Annotated in this window: 9 protein-coding genes; all 9 read right to left on the bottom strand. The window is 66.7% G+C overall.

Features of this window, described 5'->3' with window-relative positions:
- Positions 1-190: 190 nt before the first annotated feature.
- Positions 191-2,101, bottom strand: coding sequence for an alpha-L-fucosidase (locus SSA01S_RS12570; protein WP_061780597.1), 1,911 nt, complete (start codon positions 2,099-2,101; stop codon positions 191-193).
- Between the two features lie 23 nt (positions 2,102-2,124).
- Positions 2,125-4,437: a GH92 family glycosyl hydrolase gene (locus SSA01S_RS12565; protein ID WP_061780596.1), complete on the bottom strand. Its 2,313-nt coding sequence runs from the start codon at positions 4,435-4,437 to the stop codon at positions 2,125-2,127.
- Positions 4,434-5,858, bottom strand: a complete 1,425-nt coding sequence (locus tag SSA01S_RS12560) for a glycoside hydrolase family 125 protein (protein WP_061780595.1) — start codon at positions 5,856-5,858, stop codon at positions 4,434-4,436. Before SSA01S_RS12560 ends, SSA01S_RS12565 begins: the two co-directional genes overlap by 4 nt.
- On the bottom strand, positions 5,855-8,371 hold the full coding sequence (locus tag SSA01S_RS12555) for a glycoside hydrolase family 3 N-terminal domain-containing protein (RefSeq protein WP_061780594.1): 2,517 nt from the start codon (positions 8,369-8,371) through the stop codon (positions 5,855-5,857). Before SSA01S_RS12555 ends, SSA01S_RS12560 begins: the two co-directional genes overlap by 4 nt.
- Complete coding sequence (locus SSA01S_RS12550) at positions 8,368-10,953, bottom strand: beta-mannosidase (protein ID WP_061780593.1); 2,586 nt, start codon at positions 10,951-10,953, stop codon at positions 8,368-8,370. The genes SSA01S_RS12555 and SSA01S_RS12550 overlap by 4 nt, the downstream gene beginning before the upstream one ends.
- A gap of 294 nt (positions 10,954-11,247) precedes the next feature.
- Positions 11,248-12,243 (bottom strand): DUF3667 domain-containing protein, encoded by a 996-nt coding sequence (locus tag SSA01S_RS12545; RefSeq protein ID WP_061780592.1) that lies wholly within the window; start codon positions 12,241-12,243, stop codon positions 11,248-11,250.
- An 83-nt stretch (positions 12,244-12,326) separates the two neighbouring features.
- Positions 12,327-13,958 carry a Na+/H+ antiporter gene (locus SSA01S_RS12540; RefSeq protein ID WP_061780591.1) on the bottom strand — a complete coding sequence of 544 codons (1,632 nt, stop codon included), beginning with the start codon at positions 13,956-13,958 and terminating at the stop codon, positions 12,327-12,329.
- Positions 13,959-14,274: 316 nt separating this feature from the next.
- A complete protein-coding gene (locus SSA01S_RS12535; RefSeq protein WP_061780590.1) occupies positions 14,275-15,303 on the bottom strand; it encodes a glycosyltransferase family 4 protein in 1,029 nt (342 codons plus the stop codon).
- A 22-nt stretch (positions 15,304-15,325) separates the two neighbouring features.
- A complete protein-coding gene (locus tag SSA01S_RS12530; RefSeq protein ID WP_156477775.1) occupies positions 15,326-16,225 on the bottom strand; it encodes a UDP-2,3-diacylglucosamine diphosphatase in 900 nt (299 codons plus the stop codon).
- Between the last annotated feature and the right edge of the window lie 102 nt (positions 16,226-16,327).

The following is a 16,327-nucleotide window of genomic DNA, read 5'->3' as shown; positions in this document are numbered from 1 at the left end:
CCCCGTCACTGCGATTTTTTGTGGGAGTGAGTGGTCGATAAACCAATTCCTCCCCTGCAAGGGGAGGGGGACCAGCGAAGCTGGTGGAGGGGCGTCGCCGGTTGCGAGGGCAGCCTCACTTTCCCTATCGCGACACCCCTCCGTCAGGCCTTGGGCCTGCCACCTCCCCTTTCAGGGGAGGAATGGAGTCCTACCGCTTGGTGAAGCCGCCGATCCCCGCGATGGCCAGCTTGGCGGCGGGCTTGGACATCTCTGCGAAGGTCAGTCGCAGATAGCGGACCGGCCGGACGCTGGTGAAGGGCAGGCGCTGGGTGGAGAGCGCATAGGCGATGTTCGAGAACTCGCCCGAACCCGCCGGGGTCCAGCTCTTGCCGTCGACGCTCGTCTCCGCGACGTAACCACGCGGCGGGGCGGCGTCGATCATGACCTGGCGCGAGGGGGTCAGGCTGAAGCCCGCGACATCGCGCACCTGGCCCATATCGACCGTCACGCTGGCAGGCTTGCCGGGCGTCGGGGCGGGCTGCACCCAGATGGTCTTAGCATCGTTGTCGAGCAGCTTTTCGGCCCCCGGCGCGGTGGCGGAGACGATTGTCCAGTCGGTCGTCGCCAGCACGGTCGGGTCGCTCGACACGATGGCGGGGACGGGGACCGGCGCGACGCTCTGGAACAGCGAAACCTCGCTGATCGCGGGGCAGACCGGCGCGTCGACGATGCGCAGGCGGACGCGGCGCGCGGTGATCGGCTGGGGCAGGCGGATGATCCGTTGCGCGCTGATGCACTCATGTTCGGCCAACTGCTGCCACTGGCCGTTCACTTCCGCATCGACCGCGAAGCGCGTGACGCGCACGCCGAGCGGCAGATATTCGCGGATGCGGATCAGGTCGAAACGGCGGCCCGGTGGCAGGTCGAGCGTCAGGCTGGGCGTGGTCACGCCGTCCGGCGCGGACCAATAGGTGTCGCGTTGGCCGTCCAGCACCTTGGCCGCTTCATAGCCCTTGCCACGCACATGGCTGGCGCTGGCCACGGCGCCCTGCGCCAGGTCGGTCGCGAAGCTGGCGCGGATCGCGTCGCCGAAGCTCTTCAGGATCTTCACGTCCTGATCGGGGATGCGCCCGCGCCGATCGGGCGGCAGGTTCAGGTTCATGTTGGTGCCGCGCGCCACCGACGTGTCGAAATAGCCGACCAGGTTTTCCGGCGAGCGGACCTTCGAGTCCTCGTCCGCATGATAGAACCAGCCGGGCCGGATCGAGGTGTTGGTCTCGGCAGGCCACCACAGCGCGCCGCCGCGCACGCCCGAATTGCCCTCCGACTGGACATAAGGGTGGTTCGGCATGGTCGGCCAGCAGGGATCGCCCGCAATCCCGTCCTCATTGCCGACCCAGCGGATATCCGCGCCCAGCGGATCGAAGGTGCAGGCCATGGGCTGGTGCTGGTGGACCAGCGCGATGATCGAGGGCCAGTTATAATATTTGGGCGCATCGATCTGCCGCGTCTCGCGCGCGCCGCCATAATAGCCGTCGCCGCCATTGGCCCCGTCGAACCAGAACTCGAACAGCTCGCCATAGCCGGTGCAGAGTTCGACGACCTGCTTGCGGAAATATTCGACATAGGAGGGGCGGCCATAATCGGCGCGATTGCGGTCCCAGGGCGAGAGATAGATTCCGAAGGCTAGCCCGGCGCGCTTGCAGGCGTCCGACATCTCGCGGACGATATCGCCCTGGCCGTTCTTGTACGGCGAGTTGCGGATGCAATGCTCGGTCAGCTTGGTCGGCCACAGGCAGAAGCCGTCATGATGCTTGGCGGTGAGGATGATGCCCTTCAGATTGCCCGCCTTGGCCGCCCCGACGATCTGGTCCGCGCTGAAGTCGCTGGGGTTGAACATCTTGGGGTCTTCGTCGCCATAGCCCCATTCCTTGTCAGTAAAGGTGTTCATCGCGAAGTGGATGAAGGCATATTGCTCGCGCTGGTGCCAGCGCCACTGCCGGGCCGAGGGGACCGCACCGTAAGGAGCGGGCGCACCCGCCCCCTTTTGCGCGAAAGCGGGCGCGGCGGAGGCGACCAGCCCGGAGGCGAGGACGGCGCGGCGGGAGAAATCGGTCATCTTCTATTCGGCTCCGGGAGGGATCAGGCAGGCAGGTGGTCGAAGGACGGCGGGCGGTCCTTCGGATCGCGGCCAAAGGCGGGGTTGGGCTTGGCACCCATGGTGAAGGACAGGGTGCCGCCCTTGGACAGGGTGGCATGGTCGATCCAGCTCTTCGTCCAGGGGCGGCCGTTCCAGGTCACCGACTGGATATAGGGTTTGTCCGGGCCATTGCCCTTCGCCTCGACGACCAGCGTCTTGTTGCCGCCGACGGTCAGCTGCGTCCGGTCGAATAGCGGTCCGCCGAAAACGTACGCGCCGCTGACCGGATCGACCGGATAGAAGCCGAGCGCGGAGAACAGGAACCAGGCGCTCATCTGGCCGCAATCGTCATTGCCGATGATGCCGTCGGGCGCGTTCTTGTACATCTCGGTCAGCAGGCGGCGGACCATCCGCTGCGTCTTCCACGGCGCACCGACATAAGCATAGAGATAGGCCGCATGCTGGTCCGGCTCGTTGCCATGCGCATATTGGCCGACCAGCCCGGAGATGTCCGGCGGCGCGTTCTTGGGGAGCGTCGAGGGTGCGCTGAACAATTCGTCCAGCTTGGCCTCGAACTTGGCGTCACCGCCCATGTGGCGGATCAGGCCATAGACGTCGTGCTGGTTGAGGAAGGTCGCCTGCCAGCCATTCGCCTCGGTATAATCGCGCCACCAGGGCTTGGGCATATGGCCGAGTTGGACGGGGTCGTAATCCTTCCACCAGCTGCCATCGCTGAAGCGGGGGCGGGCAAAGCCGATCGAGCCGTCGATGACGTTGCGCCAATTACCCGAGCGCTTGAGCAGCCGGTCGGCCTGCGCCGTCTGGCCGACCCGGCGCGCGATGTGCGATGCGGCCCAGTCGTCATAGGCATATTCCTGCGTCCGGCTGACGCTTTCCCACCAGATATCGGCGGGGACATAGCCCTTGGCGTCGTACAGGTCGCGGCCCTTGGAGTTGTCCATGTCGGGCGCGGCGAAGTCGAAGCTGCGCTTGGCGATGCCGGGCCAGGCGGCGGCATAGTCGGCGGGAATGCCCTTCACCATCGCCTCGGCCATGATCGGCGTGCCGTGCCAGCCGATCATGATGCCCGTCTCCTTGCCCTGCAGCGTCCAGACCGGCGGGCCATAGGCGCTTTGCTGCGTCTGGCGGATGATGTCGTCGATCAGCTTCTTGGCCTGGGCGGGCTGGGTCAGGATCAGCCAGGGGTGCAGCGCCCGGTACGTGTCCCAGGTGGAGAAGGTACTGTACGCGAACTGCCCGGCGGGGGCGGTGTGCACCTGTCCGTCCAGCCCGGCATAGCGGCCGTCGACGTCCGAGAAGAGCGTCGGCGCGATCAGCGTGTGGTAATTGGCGGAGGCCATGATCGTGCGCTGGTCTTCGGTCCCGCCCTCGACCCGGATGCCGCCCAACGTATTGATCCAGCGCCCTTGCGCCATCTCGCGCACGCGTTCGAAATTCCAGTCCTTTGCCTCGGCCGCCAGATTGGCTTTGGCGCCCGCGACATCGACCGCCGAGATGCCGCAGCGGATCAGCAGCGGCGCATCGCCCAGTTCGTCGAAGAACAGGGCGGCCTTGAGACGGTTGCCCTTGACGGCGGTGCCGTTCGCAGGCGTGTCGCCGTCGCCGTAAAGCTGGAGGCGGGTCGGCTTTTTCGACAGCTGCATCGCAAAGAAGATGCGCCGCCCCTTGGCCCAGCGGAAGACGCGACGGGTGCCGGTGATCGTGCCGTCGGGCTCGATGGTGATTTCCGCATCGGTGATGAGCGGCTTCTCGTCGCTCTTGTCGAGGACCAGGTGCGACAGGTCGACCAGCACATGGCCCGGCCCCTTGGGATAGGTGTAGCGATGCCAACCGGTCCGCTCGGTGACGGTCAGTTCGGCGAGCACGCCGGATTCGAGCTTCACCCGATAATAGCCGGGCTGCGCCTGTTCGTCCGAATAACGTTGGCGATAACCGGCATCCGGGTCCGACAGTGGCCCCGGCGTCAGCTTGAGTTCTCCGCGCGTCGGCACAACCAGCACGTCGAGCATGTCGCCGATGCCCGTGCCTGACAGATGCGTATGGCTGAAACCCATGATCGAGCCGTCACCATGGTGATAGCCCGAGCACGTGTCCCAGCGCTCGACATCGGTATCGGGGCTCAGCTGTACCATGCCGAAGGGCATCACCGCACCCGGATAGGTGTGGCCGTCGCCGCCGGTGCCGACGAACAGGTTGGGCGGGGTCGGCAGCGGCGGCAGGGTGGCCATCACCCCGCGTATCGGCAGGGCGGCAAGCGCGGTCCCGGCGAGGAGCGAGCGGCGGCTGAGGATCATGCGAACGTCTCCCGCAATACTTCCGGCCGGGTGGCCGCGACATGGACGATCAACTCGCCGAACAGGCCATTGGCCCAGGCGAACCAGTCGCGTGTGAACTTGGCGGGATCGTCGATATCGACCCCTTCGTGAATGAAACCCGTACCGCCATGCGACCCACGGATCATTGCGAGGCTCGACCGCAGCAACGCAGGGTCGGTCGAGGTCAGCGCGCGGGTGATGATCGACATCGGCCAGACCTGACCCGGCCCGGTATGCGGACCGCCGATACCGGTCAGCGCCTTGCCCTCGAAATACCAGGGATTGGCCTTGCTCCAGCACGCTGCGACGGTGCGCTGCCACAGCGGATCGGCTGCATCGACGCAGCGGAGATAGGCCATGCCCGACAGCGAGGGCACATTGGCGTCGTCCATGAAGACGGCATTGCCATAGCCATCGACCTCATAGGCCCAGACGCGTTCGCCGCTCGGCAGCGTCATTGTGCCGAACTGCCTGAGCGCGGCCTCGACCTCGGCGGCCAGCGTGGTGGCGTCCTGTGCCAGCGCGGGCTCCCCGACCGCATTCGAGAGCGCCGCCAGTTCGCGCAGCGTCGTCATCGCAAACAGGTTGGCGGGGACGAACTGGCCATAGAGACAGGCATCGTCCGAGGGGCGGAAGCCCGAATGGATCATGCCATTGGGACGCGTCGGCAGGCCATAGCCGCGATACAGCGTTTCGGTCGGCTCGGGCGCGGAGCGGCGGAAGCGATAGGGGCCGGGGCCTTCTTTCCGCTGCTGTTCGCGGAAGGTCTTCACGATCAGGCGGGCCGAGGCTTTCCACTCGGCGTCGAACGGCGTCATGTCGCCCGTCTCGCGCCAATAGCCGTACGCCAGTCGGATTGCGTAGCAGAGCGAATCGATCTCCCATTTCCGCTCGGCGACGCCGGGCTTCATGTCGGTATCGTCCTTCAACGCCCAGCTGAGGTTCGTCCTGGCGGTCGGGTCCTGCATAAAGGCATTGGCGTAAGGGTCGATCAGGATCGACCGCGCCTGCCGCCCGATCAGCCCGCGGAACAGCCGTCCCAGCGCCGGATCGCGCTTCACCAGATGCAGATAGGGTCGCAGCTGCGCCGCCGAGTCCCGCAGCCACAGGCAGGGGATGTCGCCGGTGATGACGAAGGCATCCGCCTTGCCGCCAACCTCGCCGAGCGACAGCACGGTGGTGTCGAGCGTGTTGGGATAGCAGTTGCCGAACATCCAGCGGAGTTCGGGATCGGCGATCAGCTTCGAAATGCGGGTGATCTCCGCCTCGGCCGCCTTCGATACGAAGCGGCGGTCGGCGACGGCCGGGCGCTTGCTGGGGAAGGCGGGCGCAGCGGCGAAGGCCGGAACGGCGGCGAGGGCCGCGCCTCCGGCGATCAGTTCACGACGGTTCGGGGTCACTTGGGCAGGTCCTGCGCGGTGCCGGTCACGGTGAACTGCGTCCACTGGCCAGCGCCGTCACCCGGCTGGCCGCCGCCGATATAGAGCTTGTAGGTGCCCGGCAGGATGCGGCGGGTGCCGTCGCGCCAGACCTGGCTCATCAGGCGCGGATCGATGGTGAAGCGCGCCGTACCCGCCTGACCTGGCTTCAGCGCGACGCGGGTGAAGCCGACGAGCTGGCGTTGCAGCACGGGGTCGGTCAGCACCAGCTTCTCGTCGGTGGCAGGCGGGACCAGATAGGCCTGCGTCACCTCTTCGCCCGCACGCTGGCCGATATTGCGCAGCTGTACCGCGACATCGACCGGCTGGCCCACCGCGACGCTGGCGGTGACGGTCGGCTGGCCATAGTCGAATTTGGTATAGCTCAGACCATGGCCGAAGCCCCAGGCGGGCTTGCCGGTGAAGTAGCGATAGGTGCGCTCCTTCATGCCGTAATCGGCAAAGGCGGGCAGGTCGGCGGTCGAGTGATAGATGGTGACGGGCAGGCGGCCCGACGGGTTCACGTCACCGGCCAGGATTTCGGCCAGCGCGGTGCCGCCCTCGGTGCCGGTATAAAAGGCCGCCAGTGTCGCGGCGGGCTTGAAGTCGCCCAGCGACACCGCCGAGCCCGACATGACGACCGCGACCACCGGCTTGCCGGTCGCCTGGAGCGCAGCGAGCAGCTTGCGCTGCGGCTCGGGCAGCACGACCTCGGTCCGGTCGCCGCCCGCGAAGCCGGGGACCGATACGCCCAGCGCCTCGCCCTCCAGATCGGGCGAAAGGCCGACGACCGCGATCAGCACGTCGGCGGTCCCGGCGACCTTCAGTGCCTCGGCGGTGAGCGCTTCGGCGGGCGGCAGCCATTGCAGGCGCAGGCCTTCGTCGCCGCCCTTGTGATCGATCTCGACCCGGATGCGGCGCGGGGCCGAACCGTCGATCGTGGTTTCCAGCGCCTTGCCGCCGATCACATCGTCCACGACCAGCCGGTCGTCGACATAAAGCTTCACGGCGTCATGCGCGGGACAGGCGTGCCAGCAGGCGGGGCCGTCGAGCCGCAAGCGGTACTGGCCCGGCCCCGGCGGCGTCAGCGTGCCGGTCCAGCGGCGCTGGAAGGGAGCGGTCTTGGTATAGTTGAAGTCGATGCGGCGATCCTGGCCCGCGACCGACCACTGGCCGTTCGCGCCCATGGTCTCGACCGTCAGACCGGGCTTGCCGTTCGCCGACAGCGCGGTTTCGGGCACGCCGACGAACGCGCCTTCGGCCAGCACCGAGCCTTGCGCATAGCGGACATTGCGGCCGAACCTGGCGCGGATGCCGTCGAGGGGGGTGACGGGGTTGATCGCGGTGCCGTGATAATTGCCCTCCAGCACGCCCAGATCGTCGGCATCCGCGCCGAACACCGCGAGCGTCTTGCCCTTGAGCGGAAGCATGTCGTTCGGGTTATCGAGCAGGATGATGCCCTTACGCGCCGTCTCCAGCGCCAGCGCGCGGTGGGCGGGGGTGCCGACTTCGCTCGCCTTGATCCGGTTCCAGGGCGAATCCACCGTCAGCATCCGCCGTACCGCCAGCGCACGGGCAAGCGCGGTGTCGATCTCACCCTCGGTAATCAGGCCGCGCTCCACCGCCTGCGGCAGCGAGAGATAGGCCTTGCCGCAATTCAGGTCGGTGCCCGCACGCAGCGCCGCCGCCGCCGCTGCCGGTGCATCGGGCTGGGCATGGTGGAACATCCAGATATTGCCGACTGCATCGCAGTCCGACACGACGAGGCCGTTAAAGCCCCAGTCGGTGCGCAGCCGCTGGGTCAGCAGCATCGGGTTGGCGCAAACCGGCGTGCCGTGGATGGCGTTATAGGCGCACATCAGCGACAGCGCCTTGCCCTCCGTCACGGTCGCGCGGAAGGCGGGGAGATAGGTCGCCTCCAGATCGCGCGGCGATACCATCACGTCGAAACTGTCGCGCCCGCCCTCGGGGCCGGAATGGACCGCCATATGCTTGACGGTCGCGATGACCTTGGGATGCTTCAGGTCGGGCCCTTGCAGGCCGCGCACGAAGGCGATGCCGATCCGGCTGGTAAGGAAGGGGTCCTCACCATAGGTTTCCTGGCCCCGGCCCCAGCGCGGATCGCGGAAGATGTTGATGTTGGGCGACCAGATGGTCAGCCCCTGGTACAGCCCGCGATCGGCGTTCAGCGGCTGCGAATTGAACTTCGCGCGCGCTTCGGTGGCGACGACATCGCCGACCTTCTGGATCAGCGCCGTGTCCCAGGTCGCGGCCATGCCCATCGCCTGCGGAAATACGGTCGACGGTCCGTTGCGGGCGATGCCGTGCAGCCCCTCGCTCCACCAGTCATAGGCGGGCAGGTTCAGCGCGGGTTCGGCGGGCGCCTCGTTGACCAGCTGCGCTGCCTTTTGCGCGACGGTCAGCTTCTGCGCCTCGGGGGGAAGGGCGGGGGTGGTGGCCTGACCGGCGGCGGCGAGGAGGAGGAACGGGATCACTGGGCGTCCTTCGGACCGAGGGTGTAGATCTTGAGCTCGCGCGCCAAGGTGGCGGCGTCCGCGTCACTCTGGATGGTGAGCGTGATGCTCTCGCCAGGCAACAGGTCGAAGCCGTCATCGGACGGTTCGGCGGCGGTGGTGCCGAAATTGACCTGCACCTGCCGCGCGAGGTTGCGCGCGGTCAGCGTCAGCTGCTTGCCCGCCCAGCGCGCCGTGATGCCCGGCGCGGGGTAGGCCATGTCGCGCGGCACCTTCCGCTCGATGATCTGGCGGGCGATCACCTTGTCGCCATCGAACAGTTCGGCAACGGCATAGCTGCTCTCCGGCGCGGCGCCTGCGAAGAGCGTCGCGTCGGGGATCATCGCGACATCGCTGGCCGAGGCGGCGGCCATGGTCACACTGCCGGATTGCGAACCCAGCTTGCGGCCGTCCATGCCATAGCCAGTGACGCGCCAGCCGAGCGGCTTGGGCGTCGTGGCGTCGGACACCAAGGCGATCCGCGTCGCGCCGGGCTTGGTCTCCGCGACGATGGTCTGCGGTGCGAAGAAGCGGCGGACCTCGTGCTGGAGCATCTTGTCATGCCCGGTCCAGTCGATGCTCGACCAACTGATCGCGGGCCAGCTGTCGTTGAGCTGCCAGTAAAGCGACCCCAGCGTCACCGGGCGGCACGCACGGTGATGACGCGCCGCCAGGCCGATGGCGCGGGCCTGCATGGCCTGCGACAGATAGACCAGATCGGCAAAGTCGCGCGGGTCGCGCAGATTCTGCTTCAGGTAGAAGGTGATCCGGTCATTGCCTTCGCCCGCCAGGAACTTCTGGTGCGCCTTCATTACCGGGCTGTCGATGCGGAAATCCGCCGGGTCGGCAAAGGTCGCGATGGTCGACAGGTCGGGAAAGGCCTGGAAGCCATATTCCGACATGAAGCGCGGGCAGCTGTCGGTGTAACGTTCGACCGGCTTGGAGCCCGACCAGACGTCCCAGAAATGGCGGTCGCCATCCTTGTCGGTATCGGTCGGCCCCTCATAATCGGTCGAGGGCGAGCCCGGCCAATAGGGGATGCCGGGCGAATTCTTGATGACCGCATCGCGCAGCACGCGGTCGAACAGCACGGCCATGCCGGTGCCGATCCGTTCCTGCTCGTCGGGGCCGACCGCCTTCTTGAACGCCTTGCGATCCGACCAGTTTTCCCAGCCAGACAGCACTTCGTTGTTGCCCGCCCAGATGACCAGCGAGGGATGCGATTGCAGGCGTGCGACCTGTTCCTCGGCCTCGATCCGGACGTTCTCGCGGAACTTGGCGTCGGGGGGCGTGACCGCGCCGCCGAACATGAAGTCCTGCCACACCATCAGGCCCAGCTCGTCGGCGGCGTCGTAGAAACGGTCCTCGGGATAATAGCCACCGCCCCAGATGCGGACGATGTTCATGTTCGCCGCGACCGCCTTTTCCAGCATCTGGCGCTCGGTCGCGGCGGCGACGCGCGCGGGGAAGGCGTCGAAGGGGATGACGTTGGTGCCCTTGGCGAAGATGACGTTGCCGTTGATCTTCAACCCGAAGCTGCCGTCCTTGCGGACCAGCTCGACCGTGCGCAGGCCGGTGCGCTTCTCGACCGTATCCGCGCCCGCGAGCGCGGTACTGACGGTGTAGAGCGGATGCGCGCCGAAGCCGATCGGCTGCCAGCGTTGCGGTTTGGTGATCGAGACGGGCACGACCACGTCATTCTCGCCGGGTTGGAGCGCGACATCGCGGCGGACTCGGATGCGCTTGCCATCGGGGCCGGTGACGGTCACGTCCATCCGCCCGGTCTGCGCGCGGTCCGCGACCACCGAGGCACGGGCGAGGATACGTGCTTCCGCGTCGGTCAGCGCCTCCTGCTCGATGCGCAGATTGTCGATGCGCGCGGCGTCCCAAGCTTCCAGACGGGCGGGGCGCCAGATGCCGATATCGACGATGCGCGGTGCCCAGTCCCAGCCATATTGGTATTTCGGCTTGCGGACATAGGGCGAGGTCTGAACACCCTTGGGCTCGTCGCCATAGGGCGAGTCATATTCGCCGGGTAGCGGATGCTTCTCGGCCAGCACCATCGGCTGGAGCGTCTTGATCGGCGAGGCGAAGGTGACGACGATCTCGTTTGCGCCCGCCTTCAGCAGCGGCTTGGCATCAGCTCGCCAGCGACGATGCGCATTGTCCGCCGACAACAGGCGCTGCCCGTTGACCGTGACGGTCGCGAAGGTGTCGAGCCCGTCGAACACCAAGTCCAGGTGATCGCGGGCCAGCATGGCGGGCGTGACGTCCAAATTGGTGCGATACTGCCACCCGGTCAGGCCCGCCCACTGGATCGGGGCCTCGTTCGCACCCTTATAGGGATCGGGGACGATGTTGGCGGCGATCAGATCCTGCTGCACGCTGCCCGGCACGGTCGCGGCCAGCCAGTCGGCGGCTTGCGGATGCGCGCGTGCGGCGGCGGCATCCTTCGGGTCGATCCGCACCTGCCACCGGTCGAGCGTCGCCACCGTCTTGGGCGCCGCCAAAGCGGGGAAGGGCAGGGCGAGCGCGGCCAGGATCAGGCCGAGGCGATGTTTCACAGCGATTTCCCCGAAAGCGGCATCATGAACGGGCCCCGGAGGCGCGTGGTGCAGGATGCGATGACATGGTGTCGGACGAAGCGGGCCACGCGGCGGGGACGCGCGTGCGCCAGGGGACGCATCCCCCCTTGCATCAGGCCTTTCCTCGCCATCCGTCACCCCCGTCATCCACCGGCTTGTCGTGTGCCGGTATTCTCATGATATGTTTTGGTATCATGGCGGCGCGGGGCGGAGGCGTCCACCCATTTTCTGAGGGTCGGGGCTATCGGCGACCCGCTGCCATCGATTGAAGCGTCAGTGCGCCATCCCAAGTGCCAGCAACCCGATGATCCAGATCAGCAGCACTGCCCCGGCCATCACCGTCACGACCAGCGTCACCAACAGCCCAAGCAGCGGACCCAGGCCGTAAGCCCCGCGCAATTGCAGGAAGAGATGGGCGGGAAAGGCGAGCAGCCACAGCGCCTCGCCCGGCAGATGGGCCAGCTTCACCCATAGGATCATCACCACCATCAGCAGGCTGACGAAGCTGAGCGAATAGGTGACGAACACCGCATGGTCGAACATCGCGACCCCGCGTTTCCAAAGGAAGAGCAACCCCATGAACGGCATGGACAGCAGGATCAGCGCCCAGGAGAATTTATAGCCATTGGCTTCCATCTTGAAGATCAGGAAGTCGGGATCGCGAATGGCATGGTCGATCTTTTCGTCCAGCGCCTTCCAGCCGGTGATGACCTGTGTCTCATGCTCGTCGCCATGCCCATTGGCCGAGGTCGCTCCGCCACCAAGCGCCATACTGGCCATCTCCAGCTCCTGCCGGCGGTCGACGAGTTGCGCGCGTTCGCGGTCGAGCGCGGCGACGTCGTGGCGTGCGGCCAGTTCCTCGACGCGCTTGCGGTCGATGGCGGCGATGCGCTGTTCGGCCTTCTCGGCCTTGGCGTGGATTTGCGCGACGGCCTGCTTGGTGTCGGGCGCGTGGAAGGTCGCAAAGCCGCCCAATACCGAATAGGCGACATAGAGCAGGAAGACGCTGAACAGATACAGCGCCAGCGGTGACAGGAAACGCCGCCGCTCGCCCGCGATATAGCGGCGGGTCAGCTCGCCGGGGCGGGTGACCAGCATCGCCATGGTCCGCCAGACCTGCCCCTCGATATGCAGCACGCCATGGCTGAAATCGTGCCACCACGCGCCCAGCGTGCGGTGGATATGGGTCGATTGACCACAGGCATGGCAGTAATCGCCGACCAGTGCCGTCCCGCAATTCAGGCAATGATTTCCAGCCTGTGCGTGCATTCCACCCCCCCGTTCGATGCGAACCCCGGCCTGTGAGACACGATAATTTACAGGCCTGCGCAAGCGCAAAGATGGCGCGAGGATCAGTTCTGCGCGGACAGGCGGGTGTCGACCAGATCCAGCTCGCGGCCCAGCTTCTGCGCGGTTTCGGAGCCGATCGCCCGCGCGTTCAGCAGCTCGAACACCACCCGCCGTTCGGCGCGGATGGCGGCCAGGCGCATCTTGCGCTCCACCTCCTCGAACCGGCGGGCGTCGGGGTCGGCGTCGCCCTCCAGCGTGTCGATCCGGGTGCGGTAGGTGTCCATCAGGCGCGCGGCGATATCGACATATTGGTCGGCATCGTCGCGCCCCTCGGCCATTTCATGCTGAAGCCGCTCCAGCTCGGCGATGGCGGCCTTGGCGGCGGCCAGGCGGGTGCGGTCCAGTTCGCTCGCCGCATCCTCGCTGGGCAGGGCGAGGCCGCGCAGCAGCAGCGGCAGGGTCAGGCTGGCGATGACCAGCGAGGACAGGATGACGCCGCAGGCCAGGAAGATGACCAGATCGCGCGCGGGAAAGGGCGTGCCGTTGGTCAGCGTCAGCGGCAGGGTCAGCGCACCGGCCAGCGTGATCGCGCCGCGCGCGCCCGCCACCGACATGGCGGTGATGATCCGGCGCGGCGGACTGGTCGGATTGGGCAGGTGCCGCTGGCGGAACAGCGTGAAGCGCAGCGCGACCCAGGTCCAGGCGAAGCGCAACGCGGCCAGCCCGGCGACAATCGCGAGGACATAGAGGCCCAGCCACCAGAGGCTGTCATGCCCGGTCAGCATCACCGTGGCGCGCGCGCCCGCGAACACCTGCGGCAACTGCTCGCCCAGCAGCACGAAGATGATGCCATTCAGCGTGAATTGCAGCATGTCCCACACCGCTTGCCGCCGGATGCGGATGGCGGCACGCACCCCCGACGAGACATTGGTGAAGGACATGGCGATCCCCGCCGCCGCCGCGGCGAGCACGCCCGAACTCTCGACATGCTCGGCGACCAGATAGGCGGCGAAGGGGATCAGCAGGCTGACCAGGATGTTCGATCCGCTGTCGTCGCCGAAATGGCGCGAGAAACGATTCTTGGCGGTCACCGTGCCCCAGGCGATGCCGACGCCCAGCCCGACGCCGGAGATCGCCATCCATAGGAAGGTCAGCCCGGCATCGGCCAGCGAGAAGGTGCCGGTCAGCGCGGCGGCGACCGCGAAGCGCAGGCACACCAGGCCGGAGGCGTCGTTGAGCAGCGACTCCCCCTCCAGGATGTGCATCATCCGCTTCGGTATGGGGGCTTTCTGCGCGATGGCGGATACCGCGATCGGGTCGGTCGGTGAGACGACGGCGGCCAGCGCAAAGGCCACCGCATAGGGGATGGCCGGGATCATCCAGTGGATGAAGAGCCCCATGCCGAGCACCGTCAGGAAGACGAGGCCCAGCGCCAGTCCCAGCACCGCGCCCGCGTCGCGGAACAACTCGTCCTTGGGAATGCGCCAACCGTCCAAGAACAACAGCGGCGGCACGAACAGCAGGAAGAATATCTCGGGGTTCAGCTCGACCCGCACCTGCGCGATCCCGCCGATCACCGCGCCCAGTGCGATCTGGACCAGCGGCCGGGGCAGGGCGGAGGGCAGCAGGCGGGACAGGACCCCGCTCAACACGACGGCGAACATGAGGAACAGGCTGAGCGTGACGACGTCCAATCGGGGACCTTTCGGGTGCAGCGGTTGGAGCGACCATGGCGGCAGGCGGCACGGCCGAAGGATCAGCGAACCGCCAAGGCGATTCGCGCGAAGCCCATGAATGCCATGCGGGGTAAGGGTGGTTCAACCCGTTAAACGGGTTTTACGGATTGATGTGCTTTTGGGAAGGGGGAACGACGCTCAAGCGTTTCCTCCGCTGCAAGGGGAGGGGGACCATGCGAAGCATGGTGGAGGGGTGTCGCCCTATCGAGAACAGGACACCCCTCCGTCAGGGCTGGCGCCCTGCCACCTCCCCTTGCAGGGGAGGAAAGACAGTTTACGCCGCGGCGCGCATCCCTTGGTCGATCGGCGCGAGTGCCGACAGGAACTGTTCCGCACTCGCGCGCCAGGTAAAGCCCTGCCCGAAATGCTCACATGTCTCGCGATCGAGCGTCAGCGCGCCCGCGATCGCGCGGTCCAGCGCTTCGTCCATGACCCCGACCTGCGGGGTCAGCACGTCGAGCGGACCCTGCACCGGCAGCGCGGCGACCGGGGTGCCGCAGGCCAGCGCCTCGATCATCACGAGCCCGAAAGTATCGGTACGGCTGGGGAAGACGAAGACATCCGCCGCGCGGTAGATGGCGGACAAGTCCTCGCCGAACTTCGCGCCCAAGAAATGGACATGTGGGTACTTCGCCGCCAGCGCCGCGCGGGCCGGGCCGTCGCCGACCACCACCTTCGATCCGGGGACGTCGGTGGCGAGGAACGCGGCGATGTTCTTCTCCACCGCCACGCGACCCGCATAGAGCTGCACGGGGCCTGGCAGGCTGCGGACGGACGCATCGCGTGGACCGTGGGCGCGGAACAGCGCGGTATCGACGCCGCGCCCCCAGTGGCGGCTCTGCGGCAGTCCATGCGCGGCGAGTGCCTGTGCCACGCTGGGCGTCGAAGCCAGGATCGCGGCGGAGGGGGCGTGGAACCAGCGGACATAGCGCCAGACGAATTCCGGGTTCACCGCCCTGATCCGCGCCGCGACATATTCCGGGAACTGGGTGTGATAGGCGGTGGTGAAGGGCAGCCCCTGTGACAGGCACCAGCGCCGCGCGAGCAGGCCCAGCGGCCCCTCGGTCGCGATATGCACCGCCTCTGCCCGGAACTCTGCCAGCGTGCGCCCGACCAAGCCCGGACGCGGCAGCGCCAGGCGAATCTCGGGATAGGTGGGGCAGGGGACCGAGGCGTAGAGATCGGGCGAGATGATGGTCAGTTCATGCCCCATCGCGCGCAGCTCGGCCGAGACCGATTGCAGGGTGCGGACCACGCCATTGACCTGGGGTGACCAGGCGTCGGTAACGATCGCGATCCGCATCCGTATTGACCCCCTTCGTGCCTCAGGCGGCGATGGTCGCCGGGGCGGATACGGCCGGAACCGGACGCTGACGCCGCGCCTCCATCTCGTCGCCCCAGTGCAGGATTTCCATCGTGCCGTCGAAATGCTCGACCAGCGCGGTGCAGCCCTCCACCCAGTCGCCGTCATTATAATAGGTAACGCCGCCGATCTCGCGAATTTCCGCCGTGTGGATATGGCCGCACACCACGCCGTCGACGCCGCGCGCACCCGCCGCATGGGCGACGACTTCCTCGAAATGCGAGATGAAGGCGACCGCGTTCTTCACCTTCGCCTTGGCGTGTTTGGACAGCGACCAGTATGGGCGCTTCATCCACCGGCGAACGATGTTCACCCAGCGGTTCACTTCCATCAGCGCGGTATAGGCAAAGTCGCCGACATGGGCGAGCCAGCGATGCGCCAGCGTGATCGCGTCGAACTCGTCGCCGTGCAGGATCAGCAGGCGGCGGCCGTCTGCCGTCTCGTGGATCGCCTTGCGGCAGATGGCGATGCCGCCGAAGTCCATGCCGGTGAACTGACGGAAGATCTCGTCGTGATTGCCGGGGATATAGACGACACGGGTGCCGCGCTTGGCGCGCTTCAGCAGGCGCCACACCACGTCGTTATGCGCGGCGGGCCAGTAGAATTTCTTCTTCAGCCGCCAGCCGTCGATCATGTCGCCGACCAGATACATGGTCTCGCTGTCGACATGGTCCAGAAAGTCGATCAGCATCTCGGCATTGCAGCCGCGCGTGCCGAGATGGACGTCCGAGATCCAAATGGTGCGATAGCGACGCCGTTCGTTGCCCTCCGGCTCGGGCGTTACGGGCGCGCGGGGGATGAAGTCGAGGATGGCGGCGTCTTCGTGCAACGAACCATCGATCGGAATGCTGGTGATCGGCATCGGCATAACCCCACGCTTGGCGTTATGCGTGTCATGCCTGTCATCTGTTACGCGCGCGTCGCAAATCGGTGACAGAGACAAAGCAGTTTAATGACTCGTTAA

It is taken from the genome of Sphingomonas sanguinis NBRC 13937, from assembly GCF_001591005.1.
Taxonomy (GTDB): domain Bacteria; phylum Pseudomonadota; class Alphaproteobacteria; order Sphingomonadales; family Sphingomonadaceae; genus Sphingomonas; species Sphingomonas sanguinis.
Note: the sequence above shows the minus strand (reverse complement) of the source record. Positions and strands in the feature narration are given on the sequence as shown.